General features: G+C 67.7%; 12 protein-coding genes and 2 pseudogenes. 6 read left to right on the top strand and 8 right to left on the bottom strand.

Annotation, left to right across the window (positions count from 1 at the left end):
• On the top strand, positions 1-218 hold a 218-nt coding region (locus ABZY57_RS04260; protein WP_356507949.1), incomplete at its 5' end, for a hypothetical protein.
• Between the two features lie 324 nt (positions 219-542).
• On the opposite strand, the gene ABZY57_RS04255 is transcribed toward ABZY57_RS04260, so the two are convergent.
• The 4 genes and pseudogenes from ABZY57_RS04255 to ABZY57_RS04240 form a co-directional block, all read right to left on the bottom strand.
• A complete protein-coding gene (locus ABZY57_RS04255) occupies positions 543-1,211 on the bottom strand; it encodes a hypothetical protein (RefSeq protein ID WP_356507947.1) in 669 nt (222 codons plus the stop codon).
• A gap of 313 nt (positions 1,212-1,524) precedes the next feature.
• Positions 1,525-4,638 (bottom strand): DUF87 domain-containing protein, encoded by a 3,114-nt coding sequence (locus tag ABZY57_RS04250; protein WP_356507945.1) that lies wholly within the window; start codon positions 4,636-4,638, stop codon positions 1,525-1,527.
• Between the two features lie 22 nt (positions 4,639-4,660).
• Entirely contained in the window at positions 4,661-5,080 is a 420-nt protein-coding gene (locus tag ABZY57_RS04245; RefSeq protein ID WP_356508095.1) for a hypothetical protein, read from the bottom strand.
• Between the two features lie 264 nt (positions 5,081-5,344).
• Positions 5,345-5,470, bottom strand: a pseudogene (locus ABZY57_RS04240) (zinc ribbon domain-containing protein); the annotation flags it as partial.
• 828 nt (positions 5,471-6,298) lie between these two features.
• Between ABZY57_RS04240 and ABZY57_RS04235 the strand changes: the two are divergent.
• Positions 6,299-6,601, top strand: coding sequence for an STAS domain-containing protein (locus tag ABZY57_RS04235; RefSeq protein WP_356507943.1), 303 nt, complete (start codon positions 6,299-6,301; stop codon positions 6,599-6,601).
• 308 nt (positions 6,602-6,909) lie between these two features.
• A complete protein-coding gene (locus tag ABZY57_RS04230; RefSeq protein ID WP_356507941.1) occupies positions 6,910-7,185 on the top strand; it encodes an isoamylase early set domain-containing protein in 276 nt (91 codons plus the stop codon).
• Positions 7,186-7,289: 104 nt separating this feature from the next.
• On the opposite strand, the gene ABZY57_RS04225 is transcribed toward ABZY57_RS04230, so the two are convergent.
• The gene (locus ABZY57_RS04225; RefSeq protein WP_356507939.1) at positions 7,290-8,321 is read right to left on the bottom strand and encodes an ATP-dependent DNA ligase; all 1,032 of its coding nucleotides are present in this window, start codon (positions 8,319-8,321) and stop codon (positions 7,290-7,292) included.
• 496 nt (positions 8,322-8,817) lie between these two features.
• Here ABZY57_RS04225 and ABZY57_RS04220 point away from each other — a divergent pair, with 496 nt between their 5' ends.
• The gene (locus tag ABZY57_RS04220; RefSeq protein WP_356507937.1) at positions 8,818-9,237 is read left to right on the top strand and encodes a hypothetical protein; all 420 of its coding nucleotides are present in this window, start codon (positions 8,818-8,820) and stop codon (positions 9,235-9,237) included.
• A 65-nt stretch (positions 9,238-9,302) separates the two neighbouring features.
• Positions 9,303-10,086, top strand: a pseudogene (locus tag ABZY57_RS04215) (IS5 family transposase).
• 5 nt (positions 10,087-10,091) lie between these two features.
• Here the strand turns inward: ABZY57_RS04215 and ABZY57_RS04210 are convergent.
• The gene (locus ABZY57_RS04210) at positions 10,092-10,424 is read right to left on the bottom strand and encodes a hypothetical protein (RefSeq protein WP_356507935.1); all 333 of its coding nucleotides are present in this window, start codon (positions 10,422-10,424) and stop codon (positions 10,092-10,094) included.
• Positions 10,425-10,599: 175 nt separating this feature from the next.
• Here ABZY57_RS04210 and ABZY57_RS04205 point away from each other — a divergent pair, with 175 nt between their 5' ends.
• On the top strand, positions 10,600-11,019 hold the full coding sequence (locus ABZY57_RS04205) for a hypothetical protein (RefSeq protein WP_356507933.1): 420 nt from the start codon (positions 10,600-10,602) through the stop codon (positions 11,017-11,019).
• A gap of 126 nt (positions 11,020-11,145) precedes the next feature.
• Here ABZY57_RS04205 and ABZY57_RS04200 read toward each other — a convergent pair whose 3' ends face one another.
• Positions 11,146-11,751, bottom strand: coding sequence for a dihydrofolate reductase family protein (locus ABZY57_RS04200; RefSeq protein WP_356507931.1), 606 nt, complete (start codon positions 11,749-11,751; stop codon positions 11,146-11,148).
• A gap of 324 nt (positions 11,752-12,075) precedes the next feature.
• Complete coding sequence (locus ABZY57_RS04195) at positions 12,076-13,374, bottom strand: DUF4241 domain-containing protein (protein ID WP_356507929.1); 1,299 nt, start codon at positions 13,372-13,374, stop codon at positions 12,076-12,078.
• Positions 13,375-13,685 lie beyond the last annotated feature (311 nt).

Here is a 13,685-nt window from a genome sequence, read left to right as displayed (position 1 = left end):
TCGATGTTCCCAGCCGCGCCGAAGCCTTCGGAGGCTCGCTCGAATCCGGGGTCGATGTTCCCAGCCGCGCCGAAGCCTTCGGAGGCTCGCTCGAATCCGGGGTCGATGTTCCCAGCCGCGCCGAAGCCTTCGGAGGCTCGCTCGAAGCCGGGATCGATGTTCCCAGCCGCGCCGAAGCCTTCGGAGGCTCGCTCGAAGCCGGGATCGATGCCTCGTGAATCAGGCCCGAGGTGCTGAGTGTCGGGCGATGGCGGGTGGTCGTTGCCCGTCTCCGGCGACTGTCCACTCGAGTCGCCGGCGCGCTCAGCCGGCTCCGGTACGTCGGGCCGGTTGCCTCCGAGTTCCGGGCGTTCGCCTTGGTGGGCTCCGCTTCCTGAGTTGCTTTCCGTTGGTGTGCGGTCCGCCGCGTCCGGCTTCGTATCAGAGGTGGATCCGGCCAGCTCGGGCCGCTCGGAGCGGGAGGAGGCATCGGACGGCTGTTGCGACTGCTCCGTAGTGGTCGAGCGTTCGGTGTTTCCCTCGGACATGGTAAAGGCCCCAGATCAGATGCGGAGGGACTTTGTAATTGAGGAGAGCGTTTGAGACGAATAAGAGAGAGCGAGCGACTCCGGTTCCAGCAGATTAGAAGGGAGTTCTCCTTGATGCGTATCAGGTGTCCTGAGCAGCTCGCCACCCCACCCCGTCTCCGGACGATTCAGAGAACTGCCTTGGATTGGATCGGCATTTTCTTGAGATCGTCCAGGGAGCTCGGGGCGGGCCTCAGCGCCCTGCAGGTGCACCCCTTCGGAATGGTCGCCAGTCGTGTCGGACGGCTCACGGTATGAGAGATCAAGACCCGCTGTGAGCTCGGCGGCACCATCACTGGATCCTGAGCCCGGCGAGCTCATATCCGGCAGATGGGTGCCGGAATCCGGGGTGCCGCCGGAATGCCCGCTGGAAAAGTCCATCCTGGCCGGCCTGGTGGGGTCGATTGAATCTAGGGCATCTTGCGTGGCCTTCTCGGTGGCATCCTTGGGGGGAGCATCGCCGCCGCGAGCCATAACAGACCCGCCTTCCTGGACGCGCAGGCTATAGCGTGACGTTTCGCGCGTGACGCATTGCCGCAGTTCTCTGAATACTTTGGCGCTCGAATTAGGTGCGCGGAAATTTGAAATTTTCCCTGATTTAGGCCCAACGTGAGCATTGAATTGATCAGGGTAGACTTCCGGCACCGCGCCGTCCGGACCTGATGCCCTGCCTTTTTTGAGGGGTGTCAGGGGAAAAGCTACCGAAGTTCGGGTTGAATCGATCGGGAAGATACTCGTCGGCGCCTATCCGCCGGCTACCTCCTTCGTCGGGCCGCGGCTTGTCCGGATCTCAGTTCGCAAGGCCGGTGCCGCAGTCCGCTGAGCTTGCACCCCCTTCAGTGGGTGGGCCAATCGGCCCGCTGGGGCGCGTTCTGCCAGCGCTTCGTTCGTGGCGCTTTTGCTGGTCTCGGCTGAGACCCGATCCTGTTCAGAGTAAAGTTCTCGACTGTTCTTCGCATCAGTATCCTGCTTCCTTCATGACGCGTGCCAGGATGCGGCGGGTGGTGCGGGGTACCTTGCGGCGGTCGTCGGCGAGCATTTGCTGTTCGAAGCAGAGGCAGACCCGCCGGGCGGCGGTGTCTAGCTTCTTCCGGGCTTCCTCAGGCGCGTCTTCGGTTGGGAATTCCATGAGTTCGTACGCTGCGTCCTGGCAGACCTGCCAGGTCCTGACGCGCCGCATGTCTTCAGTAGCCCCGTCGCTCTGGTCTGCTTCGCGCCACAGGGGGTGGTAGCGGCGGCTGGCGACCAAATCGGCTACGGCGGATCGGTAGAGGCACAGCGGAGGGTCCTGGGTACATACCAGGTGACAGGCCGGGTACGGCTCGAACTGTCTGGCGTGGAGGCGGTCGACGGTCGCCCTGAACGCGGCGGTCAGGGCGGGTGCATTCAGCCCCCCGGTATTCAGCCGGTCGAGCATCAGGGCCCGCATCCGGTCGCGGTATTCCTCGGTGTCGGTGTACGTCCAGGATCGCTGTGCTCCTCGCCGGGTCGCAAGCCAGGCGGTTCCGTGTCCGGCGTAGGCGCGCATGAGTTCGTCCAGGGGGACGGTGGGAGGGCGTCTGGAGCCGACGGTCGTGGTGAGGTCTTCCCACAGGCGGGCCAGTGCTTCGGGCTCGTCGATTGTCGAAGTGATGATGCGCGACAAGGTGCGTTGTACGTATTCGTCGTCGGCGAGTGCCCTGGCTGCCGCGCACGCCTCCGTCGAAATGCAGGTTTGGGTACAGAACGTGCGGGCTCGGAAGAGATCGGCGAAGGAGCCGGCCTGCCTCCAGTTGTCCATGTGGGCCCGGACGTCCTCGTCCGGCGGTGGGTGGGGGGCGAGGGGGTCCTTTACGGCTGGTACCCGGACGAGGAGGGGGGCGTCGTCACCGCCGCTGAACACGGCGGCTTCACCGACGCCCAAGGTGGTGAGTGCCTTTGCCTGCTGTTCGTCCATGGCCATGGCGCCGGCCAGGACCGTGCGGTCGTCTGCGGAGATGATGCGGTGTGCGATCTTCAGGTTGGTGTTCTTGATGACGTCGGGGGCGAGACGGACGGGGACTTGGTCGGCGATGACGACTCCTTGGCCGTAGGCGCGGATCTCCGACAGCAGGTTGGAGAAGGTCTCCACTGCCTGCCCGCGGGGATTGGCGGACTCCTCGGACGTTTGGGCAGGCACGTTCGCCAGCAGGCGGTGGGCCTCCTCCACAACCAGCAGGTGCACGAGCTCCCGGCGTTGGCCTTGGGTGCGGCGGTACTCGGCCAGGCGGATCAGTAGCAGGCCGGTGAAGAATGCCTTGTCGCCCTCGTCGCCGAGGGCTTCGAGCTCCACCACGGTGGGGCGTTCGAAGAGGACGGCGGTGGGCAGGGAGCGGGAGACATCGAGCATCGCTCCCTTGGCACCCCTGCGCAGGGACTCCAGCCGGGTGACCAGGGCGGCCCGCATGTCGCCTGCGATGCGATCCTCGTAGCCGAGTGTGGGAATGACCTCGCTGACCTTGGATATTAGATCGGAGAGAGTCGGGAACGCGTCCGACAGCTCCGCCTCTGCGTCCAGCCGGCTGTTGGTGTTGGTCCGCAGGTCCCAGCCTCGGTCGACGTACACCTCGTGCAGGCAGTGTTCCAGGATCTGCGGCAGGGGCGCCCACATGCCGAAGGACGCGGTGAACACCGCCCGCAGCAGATCGAGGTGCTCACTGACGGTTGTGCCCGCCGGCACCTCGAAGGGGTTCAGTACGAACGGGCCAACGGTTGCCTTGCCCGCGGTGAAGATCTGTACGTGCGGCCCGAGCACGGGGTGGGCGAGCATCGACCGGTACTCGGCCTTGGCGGGCTCGATGACCATGAACGGAACACGGTGAGCGCTGGCCTCGAGCAGGAGCCCCATGATCGTGTTCGTCTTTCCCGAGCCGGTCGTCCCGGGAATGAAGACGTGACGGGTCAGCGATCGGAGGGGTACTTGATAGCTGCCTGGGGTGGCCCGGTGATTGTCCAGGACCTGTCCGACGAGCAGGTGCGGTTCTTGGGCGTTGACGGTCGGCGCAACGATGTCGAACCTTGGTACGGGAGTGATCGAGAAGCCCAGGGTTTCCACGTTGGGCAAGTGCACGTATGCCGCGAGCTGCGCCGAGCTCAGCAGAGTCTGAGCTGCGAAGGGGTGACGGTAGGCGTTGGGGCCCGGGCGCTCGGGGTCATCGGGAAGCACCCAGTTGACTCCTAGTTCCACGACGGCAGGGTGCTCGATGGTTCGTACCGGTTCGGGGACCGAGGTGGCGCCCGAGAACACCGCCCTCCAGGCACCGGTGAGCGCCCTCAAGTCACCGGAGTGCTCCCCGAACAGATAGACGCCCGTACGCCATCCGCCGCGTGCCTGGGCATCGGCAAGTGCCTGCAGCCGCGACTTGAGCAACCGCAGGTAGTGCTCGGCCAGGGGACTGCTCACACCGGCGGCCTCCACCGCGCCGGAGACCATCCGCATCTCGTTGAGAACGCGGTTGCGGTCGGCACTGAGCTCGTCCACGCCCACGGGCTGCGCGAGTACGAGCGCTGCCCATGTATGTCCGCTTACCGACCTCAGCAGCCGGTCCATCGGCAATCCCCCGTCACGAGGATCGACAGCTGGCGCCCCAGGCACCCCCAGAGCGATCGCACCGCACGCCAGGGATGGCGTGGCCACGCTGGCGGCCGATACGTCCACTGCCGGGTAGCAGCCGCCGAGCACGGCCAGGAGCATCGCCTGTTGGGCGTCCAGAGTCGTGTCGTCATCGTGGGCGCCTGCCCAGGTACCCAAGCGCACTGAGACGCCTTGCCGGGTGCCGTCGAGCAGGAACGCGATCGGCGTGCCCGCACCGGCGAGCCCTACAAGAAGCGGCAGCGTGGGCGGCTCGAATCTCGTCTCCTCGTCTCGCCCGCCACCACCGCTTCCCGGAATAGCCTGAGGCGTGGGAGCCTGCACCGGCTGCCCGATCCGGGTCACCCGAACAGCGCGCCGGGCAGCCATCGGAACCCCATTGCCGCTGCCTGGCAACGAAGGGGTTATGGCGAGGCGCTGGAGATAGTCGACCGCGTCGGTGCTGACCGGATCGCCGTGCATCGCAACACCACATCCACTCGTGTTAGGGCGTGGGCGTCCACCAGTCCGGGGGCGTGGGCTCCGGCGGCCAGTCCGGGGGCGGTCCGTAATCGGAATGGCCAGCGATCACGAAGCTCACGATTGCTATCAGGATCCCCAGCGCAATGAGAATCATGATCACCTTGGCTGCAATCAGCTGGCCTCGGTAGGCCTTGTTGTGCACGCGAGCGTTGGTGGTCAGGTTCCAGAGCTCATCAGCACGCAAAGTCCCATCGCGCCAACGGCCTGAAATCCGCACCTGGTCGCCGTTGCTCACCGAGCCGGAGAAGGAGAGCGCCCGCATCTCGACTGGGATCGGCTGGAGCGTGTTTCCGTCCGCGTCGTGGCGCTTGAGGCGAAAGTGCCAGACCTCTTCGCTCCCTCCCTGACCCCACTGCTCGGACTGCGTACGGAAGCCGTTCACCTCACCGGTGTACTCCCCACGTGCATCCTTCTTTGGTTGTGGCTCCTGCACTCCGGCGGCGCTCCAGTGCGGAGGGCCACCAGGAGGCTGGGTTTGGCGGTGTTCCGCAGGAGTATCCCGTTCGGGTATACCGGTGCCGTTCAACGACGAAGAGCCACCGTTGTCGGGCGGGGCAGGGCGGCTGGGGCCGTGCGGTGGGTCCCGCGGAGGTGGGGGCGTGGCCTGCGGTGTCGGTGGCGGTCCGACCGCCGCGCCGCAAGCCGGGCAGTTCTGAGACCCGGCCGGCACTGGCTCGCCGCACGTTGCGCACGGTCGCGTTAAGGGCCCCTGACACCGCTCGCAGTAGACGGCGCCGGGGAGGTTCTCATACCCGCATGAACTGCATCGCATGGCATCTACCCCTCGACTCCACGCTATTCCCCCGGGCGGCGAGACGCGCGTCGGATAGAGCGACCGCCAGTCAGGGCGACAAGGCAGGAGCCACGGCCTGCCGGGCACGACGTGGCGAGGGCCCTGGATGGAACCGCCGCCCCGAGTGACGAGATCAGACGGCGCTCGGTCTGCGTGCGTCGTTGCGTGCCCGGACGCGGCAGGACTGCCCGGGAGCCGGACTTCGCTCAGCCGGAGGCGGGATCACCCTCGAACCCAACGACGACCGCGCCCTGGCCATCGAAGCGGTCACCGACCGCGCCCGCGCCCGCTACGGCCCCGGCATCCTCTGCCCCACCACCCTCGCCGCCAGCACCAAACAGGCCAGCAGGGGAATACCCGGCGCGAAAACGTACTAGCCAGCACTACCGCCATCCGAAGGGCCTTGACCACCGCATGCCGTGCCGTCCCGGCCGTGACCTTCACCAGGCCTTCGTCCGCACGCCGGTACGGCTCGCCGTCCGGCGTGCGGGCTTCGGCGACTGGCCGGCTCCCCGTTCACCAAGGAGTTCTACGGGGTGGCCAGTTGTCGCTACTGGCCGATCCGATCCCGGATGGCCTGCCCGGACAACGGACAACCATCAGTTCTGTCCGCAACTTCCACTCAAAGGGTCCTCGGCGGCGAGCAGGTGCGCGGGCGGGATCGCCCCGGCTGGCTGGGTCGGTATGGGCTCCACCGAGGGAAGCGGCATCACAGGCCGGTCCCGTCCTGTTCACGCCCCTCCATGCCCCGGCCTGCCTCATCATGGCGGCGGAGAAAATCTTGAGAGGGGTGAGCAGGGCGTGCGGGTGAATGGTGACGATCAGCGCCGTGTCGTACACGTGGGTGGCGAGATGGACATCGAGCGGGCGCCGATGCTGCGCGACGCCCTGCACGCGGCGATCACCCAGCCGGGCGGCCCGGACGAGATCGTCGTCGACCTGTCCGGCCTGTCGTTCTGCGACTCCTCCGGCCTCAATGCCCTCCTCCACGCGCGGCTGACCGCAGCAGTCCACGGCTGGCGCATCAGCCTGCGCAACCCGCAGCCCCAGTTCCGGCGCCTGCTGGAGACGACCGGCGCCGACGCGCTCTTCCCGATCACCGACAACTGACCAGGTCGCCACCCAGCCATGGGTCCCCCACACGGACCCGCACACCATGCGGCCCACGGCCGGCCGTGGCACGGTGACAGGGCGACGAGAGGTCCACGCACGGCGGGGCCCCGGCCGGATGAAGCCACCCCGGCAGGGCCCCGCCACGGACACCAGGCATCCCGGCCCGTCCCCGCGCGCCCTCTCCCTTTTCCGTCCGCGGCTTCCAGTCGGGTGACCTGCGCACGGCACGCCGACCGGCGAACCGCCGCCCACGCGGGCGCAGGCGAGGATGCACAGGCCCCGACCCTCTACAACGGAGATCACCTGTGCTGGAACGCAAGCGGCTCAAGGGCAAGACCCAGGTCACCTTCGTGCTGCCCGAAAACACCCCCGAGGGGCCGGTCAGTGTGGTCGGGGACTTCAACCACTGGAACCCCGCCGCCCACCCCCTCGAACCCCGAGGCGACGGCACCCGCGCCGCGCACGTCTCCCTGCCCGCGAACAGCAGCCACGCCTTCCGCTACCTCGCCGCCGGCGACTACTGGTTCGACGACGAAACAGCCGACCACCACGACGGCACCAACAGCCGCATCCACACCTAAGCCACAAGAACAGCCCCACCGTCGCTGCCAGCAGCCAGGAGGCTACGGCCGTGTCCGGCGACTGCCGGTTCTGGGCGTGACACCAAGGCTTCCCCGGAATCCGGTCAGTAGGCCGCGGCGCCCGGGCCCTGCCCGAACACCGGGACATCCTCCACGCCCACGTCTAGGCGCAGCCGTTTGAAGCGCACCGGGTGGCGCCAGACTCCGCCCCGGTCGGTCGAGCGGTCGGCGCTGATCTCGGCCACCAGGTCGGGGCGGACCAGGCGCACGTCCAGGACGTCACGGGACCCCCAGGCCGCGGCGAACGTGACGCCCTTCCAGGGGTGTCCGGGGGTGGCGGCCGTCAGGTGCTCGGCGACCAGGTGGGCCGCCTGCGTGCGCAGCGGGACGGTGCGTCCGACCACGCGCAGCCGGCCGTCCGGGTCGTAGCGGCCCAGGACGAGGAGCTGCGGGCGGGTGAGAGTGCCGGTGACGGCGCCGATGACCGCCTCGGTGGCGTCGCGTCGTCTGACCTTGGTCCACGGCCCCCTGTGGCCTGGCATGTAGCGGCTGGTCTGGGGCTTGACCACAAGGCCTTCGACGCCGGACACGTCGGTCCACGACTCCAGCCATTCACGGGCTTTGGCCGGGTCGGTGGTCATCGGGCACAGGGTCCATGGGGCCGTCAGGGCGTAGCCGGCGAACAGGGCTTCCAGGCGGGCGCGGCGTTGCACATACGGCAGGTGCAGCAGTTCTTGGCCGTCGGTCTGCAAGACGTCGAACGCCACGAAGAAGGCCGGCAGCTTCGCGGCCAGGCCGGGAGCGCTGCGGGTACGGGCGGCGGCCCGGCGCTGCAGCCCCTCGAACGACAGGGCGCCTGCCTCTCTGTCCCGCACCAGGAGTTCGCCATCGAGGACCAGGCCGGCGGGGAGCTGCGCCTCGGCCGCCGCGATGAGATCGGGGAACGCGCCCTGGATCAGGGCCCCGCGGCGGGTCTGGAGCAGCACCCGCCCACCCGGCCCGGCCACAGTGAACACCAGCGCCCGGTACCCGTCGAACTTCTGCTCATACGCCACCCCCGAACCGAGCGGACGCACCGGCGGCATCACCTCGGCGGCCTGCGCCAGCATCGGCTCCACCGGCGGGTACAGGGTCATCCCGGGGCCTCCCTCGTCGTCCCCTGTTCCAAGAGTCCGCCCGGCCGGAGCGGCCGGGCCGGAAGGCGCCCAGGACGTCATCCATCGGGGCCTCCGCCGCCGCCACCCCCGCACCAACCGGACCCCGTAGCGCCGCGCGCACCGCCTCGGGGTCGGCGGCCTCCACCACCGCCCGCGACCACAACCCCCGGCCCGCCTCGGCCGGCGGGACCAAGCCCGTACCGGCCGCCCACCGCCAGGCCGCCACCGGCACCGGCACCCGCAGCCGCGGACCCGTCGCAGCTCTCACCTACCGAACTCTCCGCGTGAGGTCCAGGACGTCACGGCTCCCCCTGTCGACGCGGTAGGCGTTGGTGGCTTACAGCTCGTTTCACAATGACGGTGACGAGGGGTTTGCTGTCGCGCTCGGCTTTGTCCATAAGATCGCTCCATGCCTGCTGACGAGCGTGTAACTCGGTCCATGTGTCGTGTCGAGCCGATATCGGATCCTCGGCCGATGCTGGAACTGCCTCAGCGCATCTGGTCCAACAAGGACTGGGAGCGGATCGAGCGCGGCTATGCGGCGGGCGACATGGACGAGAAGTGGGACGTCTTCACAGAGGGGGAGGTTGTCTTCCTGCATCGAAGCTGGACCGGTTACGGAGTCTTCGCGGCGACCTTCGAGCCGGTCTACGGTGGTGGGTGCCGGATCGCCAGTGCCGTAGTGGAGCGTGACAGCGAGCGCTACGGAGGTACGGACGACGCCTACGACTGCGTCACGCTCGAGTTGGTGATCACTGCCATCGTGCTTGGTGAACCAGCGCCGGAGCTCCGCTCAAGGCTGGTCGAGTTGATCCGCCGAAGGTCACACTCTGCCGATGCGCCGGCCGGCGTGATTCAGCACAGCGCCCTGGGACTGCGCTCAGGCTCCAACTGATCGTTCCAGGATGAATTCGGCATAGGAGCTTGGCGTTCGGATCTGGTGACGGCAGAGTGGCGCGGGTGTCGGATGATCTTGTGCCTGATGACCTGTGGGAACGTGTCGCCCCGCTGCTGCCGCCCCGGCCGCTGCGGCGCCATCGGTATCCGGGGCGTCTGCCGGCGGACGACCGTGCGGCCCTGCGAGGCATCGTGTACGTGCTGCGCAAGACCGTGAGCTGGAGAGACGTACCCGCCGAGCGAACCGGGTGCAGTGGAGTGACGGCCTGGCGACGCCTGTGGGACTGGACCGAGGCCGGCGTCTGGCCCCGTTTGCATAGGGCGGTCTGCTGGACATGGACGACTGTGCGATCGACGGCTCGCACGTCCGGGCCCTGAAAGGGGGGCTCACACCGGACCTTCGCCGGTCGACCGCGCCCGGCCGGCCAGCAAGCACCACCTGATCGTCGACCGCCACGGCACACCCCTCGCCGTCACTCTGACCGGCGGAAACAGGCACGACGTCACCCAACTGACTCCCCTGCTGGACGCGATCCCCCGCATCCGCGGACTTCGCGGATGGCCGCGACACCGGCCGGGCCAGCTCTTCGCCGACCGCGGCTACGACTACAACAAGTACCGCCGCATCCTCCGAGCCCGCGGCATCACACCCAAGATCGCCCGACGCGGCGTCCCGCACGGCTCCGGCCTGGGCAAGACCCGCTGGGTCGTGGAACGCACCTTCGCCTGACTCCACCAGTTCAAACGACTCCGCATCCGCTACGAGATACGCGCCGACCTCCACCTCGGCCTGCTCCAACTCGCCTGCAGCATCATCTGCTTGCGACGCCTACGAACCTCATTCTGAAACGATCAGTAATAGAGCTCGGCCTTCGTCAGCGACTGCAGGGTGCTGCCCTTCGAGCTGATGCGCTTCTTCGCGGGCGCGGCCTTTTTCTTCTGCGGGCTCGCCGCAGTGGTGGCCTTCTCCCCGGTCGACTTGGGGCTGCGGGCCCGCTCGACGCTGGCGCGCAGGGCTTCCATGAGGTCGACGGCGCCGGTGGCCTTGGCCGGGGGCTCGGCCTTCTCGACGCTCTCGCCGGTCTTCTTCGCCTCGATGAGCGCGGTGACCTTCTCCTGGAAGGTGTCCCGGAAGGACTCGGGGTCCCACTCCGTGGCCAGGGCGCTGATCAGCTGCTCGGCCATCTTCATCTCCTTCTCGGAGACCTTCGCGGCGCCGGGTAGATCGGGGATCTCCTTGCGGGGGTCGCGGATCTCGTCGGCCCAGTGGAGACACCTCAGGGTCCTAACTCGTCAAGCCGTTCGCTCGCAGCCGGTGTGTAGCCTGTCGATCTGTTCGAACGGGATGAGTGGGCCACTGGTGGATGCCGAGGGAGCGCATGCCGCGATCCAGCTTCCCGAAGGGTCCTGGTGGGACTGGGACGTCGTCTCGTGGGACCGCGGACAACTCAAGCTCGCCGCCGACCACGACCTGACCTACCATCACGGCCTGGAACTGGTCTTCGGCGACCCGCTCATCGTCAGCTGCCCATCCAGCTTTCACGATCCGGTCTTCCGGACCCCGTCATCCGACGAGCTCCTGAAAGTCACTCGTGAGCTCGGCGAGACGCCGCCCGTCGTGGTCACTTTCGAGGCCGATGCCGGCGGGCAGGAGCCGGTCTCGTGCCTCATCGCCGCAGAGCGGCTCGACATCGTCCAGGAAACAGTTCTGCGGTACTGGCGTGAGGATGCAGGCCCCGATCAGCGCTTCGCTCCCTGGGTTCGGTTGGCTGAGCGGTAGGCGCTCAGGTCAGGCGGCCGCTGCGCCCACTCGTCGGGCGGGACTGGAAATGCAAGCGACTCGTCAAAGGGCTGGTCCTGCTGGAGGCAGTGGCCTTGCATTGCACCCGCCGGCGCCGGGGCGACGTCACGCAGGGACGCCGAGCGGCGGGTGCTCGAGTACGCGGGGCTTGTACTCGAGCAGCTGGATGCGGCCGTCGAAGGTGCGGTGCTCAATCATCTCGAGGGCAACGTCCGGATAGCCGTCGTAGATGCGTTCCTCGCCCGTGGCCCCGGTGATCACCGGGAACATCACGACCCGGAAGCGGTCGACGAGTCCGGCTCGTAGTAGGGAGCGGCACAGGCTGAGGCTGCCGATTGTGCTGAGGAGCCCCGAGCCGCTCGACTTCATGGCGCGGACCGCCTCGACGGCGTCGTCGCGGACGAGCGTGGAGTTGGCCCACGTCAGTGGCTCCTCGAGTGAGGAGGAGAACACCACCTTGGACGCTTGCGTGAGTTCGTCGACGGACGCCTCTTCTTCGGGCCTGAACTCGTCTTGGCCATTGGGGACCTCGCCTGCGGCGAAGCCCGACATCAGGCGGTAGGTGTTCGCTCCCATCAGGTAGGTGGCCTCGGGCTGCTCGCCGAGCCATGCGAGGTACTCCGGGCCCTCGAGGCCCCAGAACCCGGGCCATCCCTCTCCTGATGCATGGCCGTCGAGGGAGGTGATGAAGTCGACGAGAAGCTCCGACATGGCGGTGTCCTTTCCTTGGATGTCACGAGCTTGGACCGGCCGGGAGCCACAAACTCATCGGCCGCGCTGTGGAGCAACGAGAAAACCCATGACGCTGCAGCCGATCAGTTCGGTGGAACGCCACCCGCGAACGGCCCGGGCCAACCGTCACGCTCAGCGGGACCAGGTACAACGCTCAGGGGCCAACTGAAACGCTCAGTCACAGTCACATCAACGTGTGACTTAGTGCCGTAGTTGGCCCCGGCGGACAACTGGAACGCTAAATTTCGGACGCCGCTGACCTGCGCGAACGCCACAGTGTGACGATCTGGCGTGATGCCCAAGTCAGGCGTCGGTGGCGGGTACGGCGTCCGGAAGCATCTCGGGCATCCCCTCCACCAGCACTACGACCGCAACCACGTCGCCGGCTTCGGTGCGGCCGACCCAGACGGGATAGGTGCCGTCCCCTGTCGTTGCGAAGGTCGCCAACTCGCCGCCAGAGGCTTTGTCCCGCGTCCGCAGCAGGTACATGGAGTCGTTGATGTCCTCATAGACGTCCGGGTCCAGATCCGGGTCTGCCTGGGCCATGACCTTCTCGAAGAGGGCAAGGAGCGGCTCCCATGCCCCGGCATCGGCGAAGCAACCGGTGGCGCCGTCGGTGACGAAACCGGAGATCTGGTTCTCGATGAACAGCCGAGTGTCGTCTTGGGACCTGAGCGCCATCTCCCAGGACACCGCGGGAGCCTCACTGACGAGGAGGCGGACGGCCATCGTGTCGGTGCGCGTGACCTCGCTCTGCTCCCACATGCAGTGGTCGGTGTGGCGGGCCCGCGCCTCGTCCAGCACGTACTCCCCGGGCGCGACGGGGACTGTGACGTGGGGTCCGTCTGCGTGGTCGATGTCAGGGCCGGAGACGGCCAGCAGTCCGCTGGGCACGCGCAGGGTGCCGATGCGCCGCGGCTCCACCACCGTCATCTCAGTGTGGTACCCGTCGGTCACGCGCACCCCTTGCCGGAACAGCTCACCAATCGGTCCAGGCTGCGCGGGGCGGGGCGGACGCCAGCAGGTGGTGGGCACGTGCCCGCTGCCGGCGGAGGCCGCTGCGGCCAGCTCGGTGATCTCGAAGACCGGCGGCTCCGTTAGCTCGTGGGACCGGGCGGAGAACAGCGGCCATTCTCCGAAGGCAGGCCGGTCCGTCCAGCGCTCGTCATCGCCGATCCCGGGCACGGTGACGTAGGAGCCCCCGCGCTTGCCCTGGGACTCCTCCCGTCGTCGGCCCCTTCCGTCCGGGAAGAGCTCCACGGTGATGCGCGGGCACGCTTCGTCGAACTCCGCCATCTCCGGACCGGCGTATTGCCAGTGGACGGCGTACCGACGCAGCAGCCGCATCGGGTCGTCCAGCAGCCGCAGGTCCAGGTCGTAGGTGCGGCGGCCCTGCGCGTCGTAGACCAACAGACCGACATGGTGATCCCGCCAGGAGACGAGCCGAACCTCCAGCGGAGCCTCCCGGCCCGCCGTCCGGTACACCACCACGTACGGAAGCCCGGCAAGATCCCGGTCACGGGCCTCCTCCACGGATATCGGCCCCCACGGGCCGCCGGCCTTCAGGTCCCACGCCCGGGCGTACCCCACCTCAACCACCATTGCCGCTCCCCGATCGCCTCCGCACCGACTGCAACATAGCCGCCACCTGCGACAACGGCCGCGCTGGGCCGGGCTCGGGCCAACGAGAACGCGCATCGAGGCCAACTACGACGCTAAATCGCTTCCCAATGGAGAAGTCAACCGTCGTGAGTCGGTTCCACTAGGAGCTGTCCGGCCGATCATGTGACTACTCCGTGTCCGGGTCGTTCCTGTGGGCACGGGCGGGGTGATCCGAGTGATGCCGAGTGGGAACGGCCGCGGCCGTTCCTGCCGGTCGGCAACTGACGTTGTGGCAGGTGATGGACGGGATT

This window comes from Streptomyces sp. NPDC006450, assembly GCF_040612195.1.
Lineage (GTDB): Bacteria > Actinomycetota > Actinomycetes > Streptomycetales > Streptomycetaceae > Streptomyces.
Note: the sequence above shows the minus strand (reverse complement) of the source record. Positions and strands in the feature narration are given on the sequence as shown.

Excerpts from the sequence above, each read along its gene's own strand:
- ABZY57_RS04250 (WP_356507945.1), bottom strand. The coding sequence starts at position 4,638 with ATGCACGGCGATCCGGTCAGCACCGACGCGGTCGACTATCTCCAGCGC.
- ABZY57_RS04225 (WP_356507939.1), bottom strand. The coding sequence starts at position 8,321 with ATGACCCTGTACCCGCCGGTGGAGCCGATGCTGGCGCAGGCCGCCGAG.
- ABZY57_RS04220 (WP_356507937.1), top strand. The coding sequence starts at position 8,818 with ATGCTGGAACTGCCTCAGCGCATCTGGTCCAACAAGGACTGGGAGCGG.
- ABZY57_RS04210 (WP_356507935.1), bottom strand. The coding sequence starts at position 10,424 with ATGGCCGAGCAGCTGATCAGCGCCCTGGCCACGGAGTGGGACCCCGAG.
- ABZY57_RS04200 (WP_356507931.1), bottom strand. The coding sequence starts at position 11,751 with ATGTCGGAGCTTCTCGTCGACTTCATCACCTCCCTCGACGGCCATGCA.
- ABZY57_RS04195 (WP_356507929.1), bottom strand. The coding sequence starts at position 13,374 with ATGGTGGTTGAGGTGGGGTACGCCCGGGCGTGGGACCTGAAGGCCGGC.